A 16478-nucleotide genomic window follows, 5' to 3' on the forward strand; every position below is an offset into this window, starting at 1 on the left:
TTCTCCGAGGGCGAAGCCCTCTCACCATATGGAAACATCCCATACATCTCCCATAAGCATCCACATACCACCCACCCCCTATGGGGGTGGGTGTGCTGCTTCGCAGCACAAAAAGAATAGAAATCACCGATTCTGGCACATCTCATGTACTATGTATAATAAATCCCGCTCCATCAGAATCGATCTTCATTCCCACTGGTCGTATGTCTGATTTCAATAAATCACACCGACTTCTCTCGGCTACTGAACGCCATTATCCGCTTCCACGTTCAATTCGAACGTTTAAGATACGCGGTTCTCTCTTCTGTCTCATTATCCGTATGGGCTACGCTGTTAAAATTCAACTCAGCAGCTCGTTACCGATTCTCCCCAAGCATTTACCTATCGATGGATCAGAATGGCAGTATGCCACACCTGCCCGCCCTGTCACCATATCTCTCCCCTGCCCCACTTGCGATCGATGGACGATTAGCGTCCCGGTTATCGCCGGTGGGGCTTTTTGCTTTCGATGGATGCTCAACCTTGCCGCAATCTTCCTGTTTCCTCCATGTGAAGCTCATGGCATGAACTTTCTCCTCCCCGGTTTATTTAGACCAAAGCCCCACAGGGGCCACATAAACCAAGGAGGCTGAAGAAGATGAGCATGGGCGGCTATAACTCCCGGATGACCATTATTAGGAACTGCGCGAAGATAAGGCACTATGGAAGAACAATTTACTCCGCTGGAATGAATCCCCACACGACGAAAGCGCAGCGGCTGGCTGAGATTAACGCGATCAATGCAAGCGAAACAATTTCCAATGTGGAGAAACAAGTTCTCACCACCATACGGGAGCCTGTGAGCGTGGATGAGCGCAGGGCTGCTAGAACCCCGAAGCCGAGACGCTTAACACTTTCTGAACGTGAGGGATTTAAAGACTTGATGGACATGAATTTCACTACAGGCCACCAGTACATCACCCTGACGTACGTGAAAGAAGACGTAACGCTGGACGAAGCGGGGCGCGATTTCGAGAACTGGATTAAGCGAATGCGGGAACGGTATGGGGATTTCAAGTATTTAGGCGTTCGCTCATTCCAGCGCCGCAGCACGCCCCACTTTCACCTGCTGGCTGATCTGCCACGTATTCCAGTTCGTGAATTGAAAGATGGGACGTTCCAGCGTATTTGGGGGCATGGCATTGTCCATGTGAAACGAATCTACAACGCGCCGATGGGCACCGGACGTAACAAGCTCCAGCAGTATCTGCTGAAAAACTTGGCCGAATTCAAAGCCGACAAGCGTTCATATGGGAAACGGCTGTACCTCCGAAGCCGAAACCTAATTGAGCCGGAAGTCGTGAAGGGCGATTATGAAACGCTGAAAGCAGACCTCGTCGCATCAGGGCACACGTTGAAGTTGCTGGTGTCTCGTCGGTTCGATGTGGAGTACCTGAACTATATTGAGCTTGAAACTTATCGAGTTTGAAATAAATTTCGAGTTGGCTGAGGCTAACGAGGAAGTGCTGTGAGATGAGATATCCACAGTCGTTACAGTGATTACCTAATGAAATGAGATGTTTAGAGACGAGACAATTAGAACATAACATATCACGTCCAGCAAAATTGAGAAGAAAGGAGTGCACTCCTAATAATCTTGCGGGGAACTGACCACCAAAATAAGTTTTTACATTTATTTCAAACACAGCATATAAAGTTCACAAAATAGACAGGAGTATAAAAAAATTTTTCGACTTGTGAAAACTGGTGCACTAGTTTTCATTGGCCACACATGCTAAAAATATATTCGAGCCGACAAATGAAGCTTAGGAGGGAGAGCAATGAAGTAACACTCAACTGTGCTGAAACGAAACCATCTTTAACCGGTGTATGCAAAAATGTTGACTAGAAAGCCCAACTTTCAGAGTACTACTCGTTAATGCCTGCATTTATCAAACAAAGTCGAATGTAGCCAAAACCAAACCAACAAAAAGAACGGAGGAAAACTGTTGCAATACAAAAATTTTGATCCGAATGCCAGCCAGCAGTTTTTTCAAGGAGCAGTCCACATCGGGGAGATCAAAGATATTCCCAATGACATGATTGTTATTATGGGGAAATATCCTGGTCAAATAGCACATTATGCGATTACTAAAAGCACACCCAACAAGATTACGATTTCTATTTTCTGTAAATCAAATGAATTTATAAAAACTAACATTGTAGTGAGTGCAGCTTTTGGAGTTGCAAATTATGAGGGCTTCGCGTTACTTGACGCAAATCAAGGAGTGGCCGGCATTGGCAAGGTAAGTTATAACTTTGCCTACAGATGTTATGAAAAAAAGCTTTACTTCTTACGAAGTAATGGAATTCAGTATCCAAGACCCTTCTTACCTCATGAGTACGACCCCGAAACTATAAGGGGGGTCAAAGAACATTTGAAAAAAAGAAACTTGACGATTCCACGAGTAGGGAAACCGGAAGACCATTGGGATGATCCAAGAAATAGTGTACAAGATTAAAAAAGAGCTATCTCGCTCACGATTATATTGCTGCTTTTTGCTTTCGTTAAAAGAAAAGATGATGAGAATGCAATTTGAAAACTGTTTACCTGGCATCCTAAAACCGAAAGCTCTCCAATCGCTCGACCACATGCACCAAGAGTAAGCAGTCATGAAGGGTGTTGCAAAATGGAGACCAACTCAACTGAAAATCAAGAACTTGAACGAATCCTCGACCTACTCGTAGACTTGTTGCTCCCCTATATTTAAACCACTGACAAACCAACTAAATCCATGAATTACCCAAAAGGAGAAGAATGCCACCTACTCCCAAGAGAGCGGGTGGTATTCCGAGAAATCTAAAGCTAAGTCTGTCAAAGCTCATAAGAATGCGGGTTGAAGCTTGCTTGAACTGCACTTATGATTGATCGTATTATCCATTATTTCCCTTTTTATGGAGGTGGTTGATACGAACCTAATTGCGCTTTACGTCCGTGTATCATCGGAAGATCAAGTGGACGGATACAGCATCCCCGGACAACTTGAAGAACTGCGTGCCTATGCTACTGAGCACAATCTTTCTATCTACCGCGAATACGTGGACGATGGATATTCCGGTAAATCGATTGATGGAAGACCCGCTATGCTGGAGCTGCTGGCGGACGCGAAGCAAGGTCGCTTCCAAGCCGTCATCACGTGGAAGCTGAATCGGCTCGCACGAAACCTGGCCGATCAGCTCAAGATGCTGGAGATTTTCAATCAGCACCATATCGGCTATACGAGCCTGACCGAGCCATTCGATTCGAGCACGCGACAAGGTAACTTCGCCTTGCAGATGCTCGGGGTTATCGCACAAATGGAGCGGGAGCAGATCGCGCAGAACACTCGCCTTGGAATGCAGAAAAGAAGCGCGGCGGGTAACTGGAATGGCGGCAATAACGTGCTCGGGTACGAGTGGGTGACCGGAGCCGATACAGAACCACACGTTAGAATGGTTCCGCATGAGGCTAAATTGGTGCAGATGATATTCGATCAGTATCGGTTGGGGAAAGGGTTTAAAACCATTACGAGCCAATTAAACGACGCTGGATACACGACGAAACGGAATAAACCGTTCAGTATCGCCGCCGTTCGCGGTATCCTGAACAACGTCAACTATATTGGCCAGATTCAACACACCGTCCACGAGAGGTTTACCGGAGCTTCCAGCGACCGCTCGAAGCGGATAGTTCAAGGTACACATGAACCAATCATCAGCATGAAGCTGTGGAACGAGGTTCAAGCGCTTCTGAAGCAACGCTCCCAACCGCCAACCAAGCGGATTAACCGGCATTATCCGCTGGCTGGCTTGTTGAAATGCCCGGTGTGTGGAGGTAGCATGGTTCCAGCGCATACGAAAGCTATTCGGAAGAACGGGAGCATCCACATGAACCACTATTACGTATGTGGTAACTACACAAATAAAGGCTTAACAGCGTGTAAGGCAAATGCGATTCCCGCTTCGCCTGTCGAAAACGAAACGCTGTCCCGCTTCCAGCACATGATTACAAACAAACGCCTGTTAAACGAGATCGTTGGTCGAATTAATCGAAGGAGCCGGGAAGCGCAAACACCATTACGGGAGCAGTTAGCACAGATTGCAATGAATCTCAAACAACTGGAAAAGCAACAACGGCGCTGTTACGAGCAATTTGAGAGCGAAGACATTGGTCATGTGGAACTTATGGAGCAACTCGAATCTTTGAAACAAGCTACAGCAACGCTGAACGAATATCAGCGCCAGCTTGAAGCGAAGCTCGCTGAACTCGACAACAGCGCGGTATCACTGAAAGAAGTTCGCCGCGCATTAAAGTCGCTGTTCAAATCGTTCCATACAATCGAAGCGGGGAAGCGTAACGCTTTGCTCCGTGGCTTTATCCAGAGCATTCACATACCACCAGATCGCAATTCTACCGAAATGCATATCCAAGGCACCGCCGCACTTAATCATCTAACCATTTGAAGGGAGATTTTCACAATGACTACTAATAAAACGAAGGTCGCTATTTATGCACGTGTGAATCAAGAACAAGAAGGGCTGGACAACCAGCTTCAAGCGTTACGCGCTTACTGCGAAGCGAATGGAAAGGAAATCTGCGCAGAGTATGTGGACGAAGGCGTGAGCGGGATGAGCATGAAAGGCCGCCATTCACTTCAACGCTTGCTGGAAGATGCGGAGAAGCAGGAGTTCCGTGAAGTGATCGTTTGGAGGGTGAATCGGCTAGCGCGAAATGTACTCGATGTGATGAGTATCATTCGTAAACTGGAAGAACGCAACATTACCTTCCGATCCATTACGGAAAACTTCGATAATAGTACACCATCCGGCAAGTTTGTTCTCCAAACAATTGCTTTAATTACTGAACTAGGGCTGAAAGAGAGTATGGCCGGAGACAGCATTAATGGGTAGGACGATCGCCATGACCAACAAGACCGTTAAAGCGGCTATTTATGCACGTGTGAGCACTGAGGAACAAGCTGAACATGGCTATAGCATTGAAGCCCAACTCGATACGTTACGTGAGTATTGCCAAAAGAATGGCCTGGAAGTATACGAGGAGTATGTGGATGCCGGGATTAGCGGAAAGAGTACGACAAACCGTCATGCCCTTCATCGTCTTTTGCAGGATGCCGAGCAAAATCGATTTGATCAGGTGTTGGTTTGGAAAAGCAGTCGTTTAACCCGAAATATCCTTGATTTACTCCTCATTATTGAAAAATTAGATAAACGCAATATCACTTTCCGATCTACTTCTGAAAACTTGGAAACATCGACTATACCGGGACAAAACATGCTCAAATTGATGGGCGTGATCGGAGAAATGGAACGGACCACCATTGTGGAGAACGTAAAGATGGGTTTAAAACACCGTGCACGATCTGGCCGTCATAACGGCAAGTTGCCGCTGGGGTATCAGGCTGTCGCTGACCCCAGCGACCCTTCGGGGCGCTCCAACGTCATCGTCGTGGAAGCAGAAGCCATCATCATCCGAAAAATATTCGAGTTATACGCCGCTGGCCGTGGATTAAAGAGCATTGCGAATGAGCTAAATCACTGCGGCTACAAAACGAAGACAGGCAACACCTTCTCCACGACAGCCATAAAGGAAATCCTGCATAACCCGTTCTACAACGGAAAAATCCGATATAACCGCTACGAGAACTGGAGCAACAAGCGTAGGCGAGGCAAGAGCGCTGAACCTATCATTTCCGATGGGAAACACGAAGCCATTATTCATGATGCGTTATGGGAGAAAGTCCAATTCCTGCTCCAGAAGAAGTCGTTCACGCCATCCCGCATCTTTGATGGTGAGTTCCTGTTGTCCGGGCTGATTCGCTGTCCGAATTGTGGCTCGGCGATGGTCGCCAGCCGTACCCGGAGCAAGGCGAAGACTGGAGAAATCGTGAATCGCTTGTATTACTCGTGTGGAGCCTTTCGGAGTAAGGGAAGCAGCGTGTGCTCGGCCAATAGCATTCGGAAGCAGGAAGCCGAAGAAGAAGTAATGAATCGGTTAGCGAAGGTACTGTCCAAAGACCGCGTTCTAAAGACCATCGTGGACAAAATAAACCACCGACTTGCGACCCGAACATTACCACTCCAAGCGGAGCTAGAACACATTAAAAGCCAATTAGAACATGCTGAGTCCAATAAGCGGAAATATCTCGATTTATTTGAACAAAGAAGCGATGTAGATAAATCGTTCTTCTCCGGAAGAATGCAGGAGATACAGGCCAAATTAAATGAGCTCCAAGCAATGAAGTCCCGGTTAGAGCTTGAACTAGCGGAAGGCAATAGCTCTCCTGTCGTTTTCGAGCAGGTGCGCGAGTTGATACATGGATTCCATCAAGTGCTCATCGCCGCCCCACTCGAACAGCGGAAAACGTTGCTGCACCTGTTCATCAAGCGAATTACAATGAACGAAAGCAAGATGATCGAGACGATTGAACTTAGCTTCAATGAAAACACGGATTCCTACTTCTCCGATTCCCCTGTAGCAGTAGCGGCGGGGGATTTCCTCCAGCGAAAACAAGCGCGGAAGCGGGAGAAAATCGAAATCACCATCTGAATTTATGAAAATACTTTCATTTCTGCTCGCCTTAGCGATTATGGGGTGAGCAGTTGTTTTTATGGGAACGCGCGTAGAAAGCAACTCATCATTCACACTGCCAGTATGGCGCGCTGGCTATTAAAGTACAAAAACCTTTTATCTGCAACCGAATCGTTATATTACATTTATACAGCTTAACGATGCGGGGTGAGCATGATGAGAAGAAATCAAGATCGACTCAAAGATGGAACGAACAAATTCATGCCCGGCAAGATAGCGGCACTGGTGAAATGGAATAACAGACCATTCTTGGACAAGATGATTGATGATAGTACACCTGTGAAGGAATTGGTGGCTTGGTGTAATAATAATAGCTTCCCGATCAGTATTCCCACCATGTACTCTTACATCAAGCAGCGCCGGGAAGCGATTGTAAACGGACTCACGATGGAACTTCTACACGCGAAGGAAGACCCTCTCAAGAAGTCGTTGGAAGATTCCGCGAGGGATAAGGCAAGGGAAAAGGGAAATACACAGTATAAGGAGAACCGTGCCGAAGAACGCGCTAGGGCCAAAGCCACGCTGGAAAAGGAGCTGGCCGACCAAGACAGCCCGAAACGAATCCGACACGATCTGGAACTGCTGGACGAAGTAATTCAGAAGGGCTTCGACACGTTGAGCAAAATGGAAGTGATTAGCCCCGCCACTGCCATTAAGGCGATGGAGATGAAACACAAGCTAACCAATGGCAGTACAGGTGGCTATACGCACTATGGGCTGGAGGAAATCAAGCTACGTGAGGCTGCGCGTGAACAGGCGATCATTGCGTGTCTCATGGAGTTCATCCCGCAAGAGAAACATGAGGAAGCTGTGAGGCTTATGGACGATGTGACGCGTGAGTATTATCAATCGATTGGCCTTGGCGAGGCGTATGCGCAGATGGAAGCTCGTGAGGCAATGAATGATTAATACAAGCAAAGGAGAACGCTATGGTGGTCGTTCTCCTGGTGATCATTTATGTAACTTCATTGTTTACTAGCTTCTTGAGAATTTTCCACCCTTATTCTCTCCAAATAAGTAACGACCAAATGAGATATTGCCAGCATAAGTTCAACTTCATAATGGTCAAGTGGAATGGTGCTCTTAGTTCCATCTTCTCCATATCTTGATTCTCTATGGTGTCCAACTTTATTCAAGTAAGTAGCAACTCCAGAGAATAATTCCGCAAGTCCGTCCTTTTTCTGTGGTATAAAGTCCTTGAGAAATCCATCCCAAGATTTTTTATCATATGGTCCGCCCCTTTCCTTGGCATCCGAATAAGCCTCCATAACAGAAAGGCACTGCTGCAAGGCATCATGAGTAATACCTCTCTGCATATGCTCTCTTGCAGTCTTTAGATTATCGAAAGCATGCAGCCAACTCTTGTCGTTTAGTAGTGAAGTCGATAACGATAAGCCATACTTAGTTGAATACCCGTAATGTCGTATGAAAGAAAGCCAATCCTTTTCCGGAAAGTGAACTTGATCTTTACCATAGAAAGGGACAATCTCGTTCTCATTTGTATGTATGATTAGTTTGACCTCAATGTCAAACCGCACATCACCATTCCGAATCTCTTCAATATTAGAGATATCATTGGAATCGAATATCCAATCCCACTCTGTGGAATTCATTTGTTCGTTAAAGGTTAGGATAGAACTTTGTATCTGGCCAACCGTTTTCTTAAGCTTGTTAAAATGTGATTTTGCGCTTATTTGAACATCAATGATATTGTGAATACGATTTTTCTGATCAGAAAGTGTTATTCTTCTGAAAATAATCTTGTCATCATAAAAATCCAAATCATACTCCAATCTTAGAGGACATTGGTTCCAAGGGTGATTGGAATGTATCGAACGTTCATACAGGTTAATTGTATACATTTAGATCTAAACCTCCAATAAATGACCTCGAATCTTTGTATTATATGAAGCCACTTCTTCTTAATAAAACTTTAAATTTCATTCATCGACTACTTGGGTGTTTAAAATTTGTTTCATTAGTATGAAAGAGAATTTGACCCCCTCGTTCTCGGTTAGAATATCTTTTAATAATATCCTTGTATCCTCTGTATATTGATTTGGAAATCTTATACTCAAATATGTCATTTTCTTTTTATCCGCTTCCCAAAATCTATATTTCACTTCAGCCCTACCAGAATATTTAGTAAGAAAGCGATCAATTGATTGTCCTTCTTTAAACCAATTACAAATCGATTTACTTATCCAAACCTCGTCCCAACTTTTAAAGAACGGAAAATGAGCAAACAAATTCCTTACAAACTTAAACAACTCACTACCAATTTCACCTTCCATTGGAGGCCTTCGCTTTTTGATCTCTTCAATCACCCATTTAATTGGTTCATAATTTAATAATTCAGCATAGATTGTGAATCCATCTTTGACTTTTGAGAAACGATAATATGGATCTTTACTCCAAAATGAATCCTCAAGAACTTCTTCAAATATGTCATAAAAGCTGTTATAAGCCAGTTTTAAAAATTCTAACTCAGCCTTATTTGGTTTCAAATTATTCATTTTTATATCCTTTTATAAATTAATGTTCCCTTATCTAGGAACTAGCAGCATAAAAGCGTTAGAATCGTTTTGTAGTTTCAGCCAAGACTCACAAAATGACAACCTAGTTCCTTCATCTCTCCCATCTTCTTAGAAACCTGGGCCAATGGTCCGACGTGTGAATCGGTTTTATAGCCCTGCCTCCATTAAGATACTAACCATCCCAAGGTTCTCCATTGACTTTCCAACATGGTGCTAATAAAGATAAATCCCCCACAAAAAAGTTGATTGATCCATCATTTTCGATATATAGATTTACAGAATCAACTCTTTCTTCATGCCTTTCAAAGAAAGCCCTTGTACCATTAGAAAAATGCACCGCAAATCCATACAACCCCTGCTCGTTTGTAAGTAATTCAAACACTTCATATTGTGGTAACTTTATGTATGTAGGATGCTTCTTAAAATGATAAATCCATGATTTCCAGGTTTGAATTAATGCTTCATAAAAAGCGAAACATCTTGTTATTTTTTCACTCACTTCATCAAGCCTCTTGGAATTTGCCGGCCCGCCTTCTGTCCATCTATACTCATCTTCAGTAATACAATAATCAGAATGAACAAAGGAATTTCTGATTTGATCATCAAAAAATGAGTCAATAACTATCTCAAATTCGAAGTCTCCACAACCCTCCGCCAAATTTTTCAACCTCTTAATTTTTGAATTTGCACTTGGAGGAATGTATGAAAATGGGGTCCGTTTATTTGGCCTTTGCATATCATGGAATGGTTTGATAATAAATGGCTTTGAATTACGACATCTCAACAGATTTGCAAGCAATTCATGAACTGCCGTCATTTCTATAGCTTGGCAGTACATAAGTAATGCAACTCTCAAAGAACTTATCCCCTCTTGCTTATTCGCAAAATGAAGGATTTGATTATAATCTTTAAACGCTCGATCCAATTCTACGTACGGGTCCCAGTGTCCATGATGAAGCCCGGTAACTCGAAGGATAGAATAAATAAAATCGAGGGGGGAGCTTTTCCAAGCCTCGGAAAATAAAGAAAGCAGATAATTCTTGTATTCTTCTCTATATTGATCCTGCATTTAACTAATGCTCCCTTCAAGTGTTCAGTTGTTGCGAATCTTAACAGCATCTAGTTACATAAAGAGACCGCACGTGGTTAGGTGGTACATACATATTATGTCCCCGGCGGATTCCGCTTCTCGCTACTACCAACTGAACCCTTGAATCTTTACAGTTGTTTCTCAGTCGTCTGGTTCATTATTGGTCTTTATAAGTAAATTATCCTTGAATATGTTGATAGGGAACAGGGTGAAAGTATGGCGATTACGAGTTTTACTCCTCACCCGAAATTTTTTGCGCCGTCACTTATGGCAATGTTCCCCCGATTAATCTAATCGCCCGGTACACCTTCTCCAAGACAAAGCACATGCATCAGTAGTGCGGATAGGTCATCCGGCGAGCGCAGCTTCTTGAGGTCGCTAACCAAAAATAAATATGGCATTCACCATTTCCACAGCGCGAGACTTCAACGACAGGAAGGCATTTTTTAGCATAGCCCCTTCCACGCAAATAGCCCAGCGGATGGGGCTTTTCCTTTTGACGGAAAGCTCCGCAACGCACGATGCATGAATTGGCCACGAAATGAAGAAAATAACTTAAAGTCTTTTGTGAGGTGATAAAGAACATGGCCAATATTATCAACTGGGGCAAAGCTCTCCGTGTAATTAAAGAGCTGAACACTCTAAATGCAACAGGGTATTTCGATTTACAGAAATTTTGCGAAGTAAAGGGTTTGGATTACGTAAAAATCTCAAATTTTTTGGAAGTTGCAAACTCGATCATCAATGGTGAGTCTAAACTTTATGACATGATTAAAGAACACAAGAAAATTGCGAAACAACTAGCACAGATTCCGGATGCAGATTTACAGTTGACTTTTTAATCAGTAGCAAAATCGTCTGCTTGTTCATCTGGTAACCAAACCACGCCATATTCCGCAGGGGCGCGTAATCGCGCCCCTTAAGCCACGCGAGTTAATGCCAAAATTTTCGCCGTCACTTATGTCACCGTTCCCCGATTAATCTACCCACCCGATACACCGGCTCCAGCAGAGCACATGACCGAAGGAGAGCTTCTTGTCAGCGCGAAATATAAAGGTACTTGTAATCAGAGATAAAATGAGAAGTGGCTTGCTTAGGAATTAATCGAATCGGATCCAGAGCGGGTTCTATTAATGGCCAAATCACAAAATTAAATTACACCATCGAAATCTTCTCGAGTTAATAAAAGAATTGAAAGCACGCCTTGGAGTTACTCAATTTTTAAATTCTATTTCATTATGATGTTTTAAATATGGCAAATGACTCTTGTTTAACTTTACGCACATATCCGGGTTTAACCCAAATATTCGAATGTCGTCATCATTAAGCAAACTCGAGATAATAATATTTCCTTGATCAGAGAAGGTGATGTAGCCATCATTGAACAATACATCGAGGTTTGGTGTAAGCAAGAATCCGTTAAAATGATCCAGCCGTTCTTTATTATCGCTTTTTCTCCAGGGCTTTATATGGGATGCTCTCAGAAATTGGATAGACTTGCTTCCTGTGACTGAGCAGCCCCGCCAGTAGTTAATTAAGTCTAACCTAAATCGGTTCTGACCTACTCGGATTAACGTACTTGACTCTTTTTCTGTACTAATGGGAACTGTATGTTCATTACCATCCAGATCTTCAAATACATATTCGTCATTGCGACTTATTTCAAAAACCCAGAACTTCCTTTCCTTTGAATCTCTTTTTTGTGGTTTAACGCCTCTTCCCAAACAGAACTCGACATACAATCTGTCCCATTCTTTATCCGGTCTTTCATTACCAATCAACCTTCTTATTGCTTTATTTGTTTCACCGCCGTTTTTCTTTATATTTTTGTTATGGAGTTCCTTAGAGTTGTTGATGTATCCAATAAATCTACTCGGAGCAAAACTTGTTTTTATATACTTATCAATAAAAACAACAAAACAGTTACCTGATCCTAATCGTTCGGAGTAATACTCAAATTCACTAAAGAAATACTCATTGAAAGTAAAGATGTTATCCACTAATTGATCATGTGATTTTATAAGCATTTTTTCCCCACCTCTTCGTTACCCTCAATTCTTCAAGAACAAATACTTCTTTAGATAAATTACATAGTATCAATAACCAGTGCCAGAGGTATACCACTAGGGAACGCAGGTTATTGGGCAATCGCATTCCACAAACTCACCAACATTCCTTACCATAGCCACTCCAATATTTTTCGCCGTCACTTGTGGTAAGGTTCACCGCGCATAATCTTAAACGCGCGGTAAATCTGCTCCACCAGCACCAGCCGCATCAGCTGGTGCGGCAGAGTCATGCGCCCGAACGACAGCTTCAGTTCGGCGCGCTGCAGCACCGCGGGGGCTAGCCCTAGCGAGCCCCCGATGACGAAGGCCACGTGGCTGCGCCCGTAAGTGGCCAGGCCCTCCACATGCCGCGCGAGCTCCTCGCTCGAGAGCGGCTTGCCGTCCAGAGCGAGCGCCACGACGTAGGCGTCGCTCTTGATCTGCGCGAGGATGCGTTCGCCCTCGCGTTGGCGCACGAGCGCCTCCTCAGCGGCGCTCATGTTCTCCGGTGCCTTCTCGTCAGGCACCTCGCTGATCTGCACCTTGGCATAGGGCCCCAAGCGCTTGACATACTCCGCTATGCCCTGGACCAGATAAGACTCCTTCAGCTTGCCTACGGCAACAATCTGTATTTGCATACGCTTTGCAACATCCTTTTCTCTGCTTTTTTATGAGAGTCGAAATAAAAAAAGGCCCCGTCTTCCCGGACGCAGGGCCTCCACACACTTGCTTGCCGTTCTTCCGCTACACAACCAAGAACTTCGGACGCTCCAAGCACCGTTCACAATGAGCGGGCGGCTCCCACGCGGGAAAGCGGGTTTCATCCAAATCTACAATATCCGGAGCATCCTCATATTCGTCGACGAATTGGTCTATAGCGATCTCCAAATGATCCTTGCACACTACATACATAATAAGACCCCATTCTGTTCTGTATAATTCCCTGCTACCGGTCCGTCAGCTCCGCCAGCGTCACCGTGGCCGTCGCTTTCTTGCCGGCGCGATAGTACGTGATGCTTAGCTTATCGCCGATTGCTTTCTGGCTATAAATGTACTTGCGCAGCGCAAGCGTGCTGTCTACCGGCTTACCGTCCAGCTCAACGATGACATCGTTGGTTTTCAAACCGGCATCCTTCGCCGGTCCGGTCGCTTCAATAACAATAATACCAGTTTTCACACTTGCAGGCAGCTTTAATACTTCCGTCCCTTTAAAAGATTGCAAATTTTGCGTCACGACGCCGATATATGGCCTTTTAATCTTGTGATCCTTGATTAAGGTGTCCAGAATCGGCTTCACCGAATTGATAGGAATGGCGAATCCCAGTCCTTCCACTCCCATATCCGCTACCTTCAGCGTATTGATGCCTACGACCTTGCCTTCCAGATTCACCAAGGCGCCGCCGCTATTCCCCTGATTAATGGCTGCATCCGTCTGGATGACATCCATTTCCCAATCGTACTCGCCCTGCTGTCCCAGAGACACCGGGATGGTCCGTTTGGGCCAGCTGATAATGCCCTTCGTCACGGTAGGATCGTAGCCAAGACCTAGCGGATTCCCTACCGCTATAGCCGTCTCGCCGGCCTTCAGCGCGTCCGAATCGCCGAACTCGGCCACCTGCTTAATCCCGTCCCCATCCATCTCCAGAACCGCCAAATCGCTCATCTGATCGCGGCCTACCAGCGTCGCCTTTCTCCGGTCCCCGGTCGAGGTCACAGCCTCCAATTGATTGAAGCCTTCCACGACGTGATTATTCGTCACAATCCGAACCTTATCTCCCGCCTTCTGAAAAAGGATACCGGAACCGAGCCCCATAGCCCCTGGCATCCCACTTTTGTCGCCTTCCTTGTTGTAGGCCACAATGCTAATGACGGTAGGGCTTACCTTTGCCGCCGCGCGAACCACGGAATCACTGGATTGCTGCTGTTCATCAACAGCACCTGTGGAGCTGGGAGCCTTGCCACCTTCCGCAGCAGAAGAGACTGGCAGCGCATGTTCGGCTGATTCACCGCCTCCGCTGAACAGAAGTACAAGAACCAGCATCACGGCCGCTCCGCCAAGCCCCGGCAGCAGCCATGGGGGCTTCGTCCCTTTCAGCCAGCTGCCGCTTGGTTTCCCCGGAGGCGTCCATCCATTCCATCGCGAAACCTTGGTAGAATAAAAATCGTCATCGAACAAACTCATCGCTACCCGCTCCCTTCTCTGCCTGCAAGCAGAGCTGCCATTCTAGTAATCTTTCAAACTTTTACGAAAAAAAAGGAATGTTTTACCCATCGTAAGACTAGAATAAGAGTATGAACCCGGTAGCATTCCAAGAGAAGCACACCCGACAGTAAACTCTGTTGCTTCAAGGGGAGCGCCCAATAACTCGTTGTACGGAAAGGATGCTTAAACCCTATGAATCGTATTTTCAACCATTTGGAGCAAGTAGACTTGATTGCCAAGGTAGCCGACTTGAAGCAAGCCCATTACCAGAATGCATTGCTGGTCAGCGCTCTTATCGAACTGCTCGTAGAAAAAGGAATCATTACCGCTCAAGATATTGCCGTCATGTCCTCCCAGCTAGACGCCGCTTACACTCCCGAATTGGAGCTTAGTCCTCATCCAGGTGATCCCACTCCGTAGCCCGGTCATAATATGTATCCATAAGCCGGGCGCGGTGATCATCGGGAGCGAGACGCTCTTCTACTACATTATTCACCGTAAGCCTGGCCAAATCCATCATGTTATGATCCCGGCTCAAGTGAGCCAGATAGACCCGCTTCGTTCGGGAGGTCATGATATCTACGAGTCCGGTTCCCGCGGCTTCATTGGACAGATGGCCCAGATCGCTCAGAATGCGCCGTTTGATGTTCCATGGATATCTTCCCATTCGCAGCATCTCGATATCATGATTCGATTCCAGAATCAGCACGTCGCTGTCCTGTATCTTCTCCTTCACCTTGGAGCTCATATACCCCAAATCGGTTGCCAGACTCAGCTTCTTGTCTTCATGATAGAAGCAGTACCCTACCGGCTCCGCCGCATCATGCGAGATGCCGTATGATTCTACCTGAAGGGAGCCGAAATTGCGCACCTCGCCAGTCTCCATCACGCATCGCTTATCCTCGGCTATTTCACCGATATGCTTGTTCAGCTCTTCCCAGGTCTTCTCGTTTGCATAGACGGGCAAATCATATTTTCGCGCTACCGCACCAAGCCCCTTAATATGGTCCGCATGCTCATGCGTCACCAGTATCGCATCCAGCTCGGAGGCGGACATATCCTTCTCCTTCAGCAGCTGATCGATCTTTTTGGCGCTAAGCCCCGCATCGATTAATACTTTGCCCTCATCCGTTGCAACAACCATCGCGTTCCCTGTAGAACCGCTCGATAACACTGTAAAACGCATTCCCATGACTCTTTCTCCCATCCTGACAACTTGCTTATGCTACTTTTTGTTTTTTTGCGGCGGATCAACCGCCCCGTTTAAGGCATGAACATAATAGATATCCCCGTTGCCGACCACCCGCCAGTAAGGTACTAGGAACATCGTTTGGGAATTAAACGTCTGCCCGTTGTGGTACCCAAGCATAATGCTGCTGACGACCGTCCCGCTCGGGAAATAATTCTCAATCAGACTGCTAAGCACCGTGTAGGGGGAAATCACCTTTTGCTCCTTCTGTTCCCCTTCCTGCTTCACATTCGCATACTCTTGGCGGTACGCCACGACCATCCCGTTTTGCTCAGTAAGCTCCAGCTTGACCTCGAACATCGGGTACGCGCCATACAGCTCATGGAATACATACGTGCCGTTGGTGCTGAGCACCGGATCGTACAAATATTTATCCATGTTCGGAATAGCCGCCCGTGCCGCAGCATCCCTGGAGCTTCCTTTGCTTAACAGGGGACTGTATTTAAACGGTGTCTCCAAGGGAACCGGATTTTCCATCGTCAGCTTCTCATCATACTGAACGACAATCTCCTTCATTCGAGGCACTTCTTTTGGCATCTCCGCGGTAATTTGAATGTTTTTGCTCTTCATCAGCCGCTGGATCTCCTCCGTAGCGCTTGCCGTACTCGGGTCGAATTCCAGCAGGTCAGAACGGGTCGTCCACAGCTGGTAGCCGAGCACCAAATTCAGCAAAAAGAACGATAGGATCAATATGGTTTTCGCTCGACTCCAGTCCATGGGTTC

17 protein-coding genes are annotated in these 16478 nt (G+C 45.7%); 8 read left to right on the forward strand and 9 right to left on the reverse strand.

All coding sequences use genetic code 11. The features are described 5' to 3' along the window. The first annotated feature begins 637 nt into the window (after positions 1-637). The 6 genes from ABEA66_RS26735 to ABEA66_RS26760 all read left to right on the forward strand — a co-directional run bounded on the left by ABEA66_RS26735 (position 638) and on the right by ABEA66_RS26760 (position 7537). A complete protein-coding gene (locus ABEA66_RS26735) occupies positions 638-1468 on the forward strand; it encodes a rolling circle replication-associated protein (protein ID WP_345592386.1) in 831 nt (276 codons plus the stop codon). Between the two features lie 520 nt (positions 1469-1988). After that, complete coding sequence (locus tag ABEA66_RS26740) at positions 1989-2501, forward strand: hypothetical protein (RefSeq protein ID WP_345592388.1); 513 nt, start codon at positions 1989-1991, stop codon at positions 2499-2501. A gap of 433 nt (positions 2502-2934) precedes the next feature. After that, positions 2935-4482: a recombinase family protein gene (locus ABEA66_RS26745; RefSeq protein ID WP_345592465.1), complete on the forward strand. Its 1548-nt coding sequence runs from the start codon at positions 2935-2937 to the stop codon at positions 4480-4482. A 15-nt stretch (positions 4483-4497) separates the two neighbouring features. Then, the gene (locus tag ABEA66_RS26750; RefSeq protein WP_345592390.1) at positions 4498-4929 is read left to right on the forward strand and encodes a recombinase family protein; all 432 of its coding nucleotides are present in this window, start codon (positions 4498-4500) and stop codon (positions 4927-4929) included. Further along, positions 4922-6586 (forward strand): recombinase family protein, encoded by a 1665-nt coding sequence (locus ABEA66_RS26755; RefSeq protein ID WP_345592391.1) that lies wholly within the window; start codon positions 4922-4924, stop codon positions 6584-6586. The genes ABEA66_RS26750 and ABEA66_RS26755 overlap by 8 nt, the downstream gene beginning before the upstream one ends. Positions 6587-6781: 195 nt before the next feature. Continuing rightward, positions 6782-7537: a hypothetical protein gene (locus tag ABEA66_RS26760; RefSeq protein ID WP_345592393.1), complete on the forward strand. Its 756-nt coding sequence runs from the start codon at positions 6782-6784 to the stop codon at positions 7535-7537. A gap of 56 nt (positions 7538-7593) precedes the next feature. Here the strand turns inward: ABEA66_RS26760 and ABEA66_RS26765 are convergent, their stop codons facing one another. The 3 genes from ABEA66_RS26765 to ABEA66_RS26775 all read right to left on the reverse strand — a co-directional run bounded on the left by ABEA66_RS26765 (position 7594) and on the right by ABEA66_RS26775 (position 10234). Beyond that, positions 7594-8490 (reverse strand): hypothetical protein, encoded by an 897-nt coding sequence (locus ABEA66_RS26765; protein WP_345592395.1) that lies wholly within the window; start codon positions 8488-8490, stop codon positions 7594-7596. A 78-nt stretch (positions 8491-8568) separates the two neighbouring features. Continuing rightward, the gene (locus ABEA66_RS26770; RefSeq protein WP_345592397.1) at positions 8569-9144 is read right to left on the reverse strand and encodes a hypothetical protein; all 576 of its coding nucleotides are present in this window, start codon (positions 9142-9144) and stop codon (positions 8569-8571) included. A 193-nt stretch (positions 9145-9337) separates the two neighbouring features. Then, positions 9338-10234, reverse strand: coding sequence for a hypothetical protein (locus tag ABEA66_RS26775; protein WP_345592399.1), 897 nt, complete (start codon positions 10232-10234; stop codon positions 9338-9340). Between the two features lie 605 nt (positions 10235-10839). On the opposite strand from ABEA66_RS26775, the gene ABEA66_RS26780 reads away from it, so the two are divergent. Beyond that, positions 10840-11097, forward strand: a complete 258-nt coding sequence (locus ABEA66_RS26780; RefSeq protein WP_345592401.1) for a hypothetical protein — start codon at positions 10840-10842, stop codon at positions 11095-11097. Positions 11098-11469: 372 nt separating this feature from the next. Here the strand turns inward: ABEA66_RS26780 and ABEA66_RS26785 are convergent, their stop codons facing one another. The 4 genes from ABEA66_RS26785 to ABEA66_RS26800 form a co-directional block, all read right to left on the reverse strand. After that, a complete protein-coding gene (locus ABEA66_RS26785) occupies positions 11470-12282 on the reverse strand; it encodes an HNH endonuclease (RefSeq protein ID WP_345592403.1) in 813 nt (270 codons plus the stop codon). A gap of 179 nt (positions 12283-12461) precedes the next feature. Beyond that, positions 12462-12941: a 23S rRNA (pseudouridine(1915)-N(3))-methyltransferase RlmH gene (rlmH, locus tag ABEA66_RS26790; RefSeq protein WP_079911361.1), complete on the reverse strand. Its 480-nt coding sequence runs from the start codon at positions 12939-12941 to the stop codon at positions 12462-12464. Positions 12942-13047: 106 nt separating this feature from the next. After that, complete coding sequence (locus tag ABEA66_RS26795) at positions 13048-13215, reverse strand: CxxH/CxxC protein (RefSeq protein ID WP_079911362.1); 168 nt, start codon at positions 13213-13215, stop codon at positions 13048-13050. 34 nt (positions 13216-13249) lie between these two features. Next, positions 13250-14485, reverse strand: coding sequence for a S1C family serine protease (locus tag ABEA66_RS26800; RefSeq protein ID WP_345592407.1), 1236 nt, complete (start codon positions 14483-14485; stop codon positions 13250-13252). Positions 14486-14698: 213 nt separating this feature from the next. Between ABEA66_RS26800 and ABEA66_RS26805 the strand changes: the two genes are divergently transcribed. Continuing rightward, a complete protein-coding gene (locus tag ABEA66_RS26805) occupies positions 14699-14926 on the forward strand; it encodes a hypothetical protein (RefSeq protein ID WP_345592408.1) in 228 nt (75 codons plus the stop codon). On the opposite strand, the gene ABEA66_RS26810 is transcribed toward ABEA66_RS26805, so the two are convergent. Both ABEA66_RS26810 and yycI read right to left on the reverse strand, forming a co-directional pair. Next, positions 14895-15698 (reverse strand): MBL fold metallo-hydrolase, encoded by an 804-nt coding sequence (locus tag ABEA66_RS26810; RefSeq protein ID WP_079911365.1) that lies wholly within the window; start codon positions 15696-15698, stop codon positions 14895-14897. The two genes, ABEA66_RS26805 and ABEA66_RS26810, sit on opposite strands and share 32 nt — an antisense overlap. Before the next feature lie 33 nt (positions 15699-15731). Next, complete coding sequence (gene yycI / locus ABEA66_RS26815; protein WP_079911366.1) at positions 15732-16472, reverse strand: two-component system regulatory protein YycI; 741 nt, start codon at positions 16470-16472, stop codon at positions 15732-15734. Positions 16473-16478: the final 6 nt, after the last annotated feature.

This window comes from Paenibacillus vulneris (assembly GCF_039543185.1).
GTDB classification, from domain to species: Bacteria; Bacillota; Bacilli; order Paenibacillales; family NBRC-103111; genus Paenibacillus_S; species Paenibacillus_S vulneris.

Bases quoted from the DNA above. Each gene is read 5' to 3' on its own strand.
- ABEA66_RS26735 (WP_345592386.1), top strand. From the start codon at position 638: ATGAGCATGGGCGGCTATAACTCCCGGATGACCATTATTAGGAACTGC.
- ABEA66_RS26745 (WP_345592465.1), top strand. From the start codon at position 2,935: ATGGAGGTGGTTGATACGAACCTAATTGCGCTTTACGTCCGTGTATCA.
- ABEA66_RS26750 (WP_345592390.1), top strand. From the start codon at position 4,498: ATGACTACTAATAAAACGAAGGTCGCTATTTATGCACGTGTGAATCAA.
- ABEA66_RS26755 (WP_345592391.1), top strand. From the start codon at position 4,922: ATGGGTAGGACGATCGCCATGACCAACAAGACCGTTAAAGCGGCTATT.
- ABEA66_RS26760 (WP_345592393.1), top strand. From the start codon at position 6,782: ATGATGAGAAGAAATCAAGATCGACTCAAAGATGGAACGAACAAATTC.
- ABEA66_RS26765 (WP_345592395.1), bottom strand. From the start codon at position 8,490: ATGTATACAATTAACCTGTATGAACGTTCGATACATTCCAATCACCCT.
- ABEA66_RS26770 (WP_345592397.1), bottom strand. From the start codon at position 9,144: ATGAATAATTTGAAACCAAATAAGGCTGAGTTAGAATTTTTAAAACTG.
- ABEA66_RS26775 (WP_345592399.1), bottom strand. From the start codon at position 10,234: ATGCAGGATCAATATAGAGAAGAATACAAGAATTATCTGCTTTCTTTA.
- ABEA66_RS26780 (WP_345592401.1), top strand. From the start codon at position 10,840: ATGGCCAATATTATCAACTGGGGCAAAGCTCTCCGTGTAATTAAAGAG.
- ABEA66_RS26785 (WP_345592403.1), bottom strand. From the start codon at position 12,282: ATGCTTATAAAATCACATGATCAATTAGTGGATAACATCTTTACTTTC.
- rlmH (WP_079911361.1), bottom strand. From the start codon at position 12,941: ATGCAAATACAGATTGTTGCCGTAGGCAAGCTGAAGGAGTCTTATCTG.
- ABEA66_RS26795 (WP_079911362.1), bottom strand. From the start codon at position 13,215: ATGTATGTAGTGTGCAAGGATCATTTGGAGATCGCTATAGACCAATTC.
- ABEA66_RS26800 (WP_345592407.1), bottom strand. From the start codon at position 14,485: ATGAGTTTGTTCGATGACGATTTTTATTCTACCAAGGTTTCGCGATGG.
- ABEA66_RS26805 (WP_345592408.1), top strand. From the start codon at position 14,699: ATGAATCGTATTTTCAACCATTTGGAGCAAGTAGACTTGATTGCCAAG.
- ABEA66_RS26810 (WP_079911365.1), bottom strand. From the start codon at position 15,698: ATGGGAATGCGTTTTACAGTGTTATCGAGCGGTTCTACAGGGAACGCG.
- yycI (WP_079911366.1), bottom strand. From the start codon at position 16,472: ATGGACTGGAGTCGAGCGAAAACCATATTGATCCTATCGTTCTTTTTG.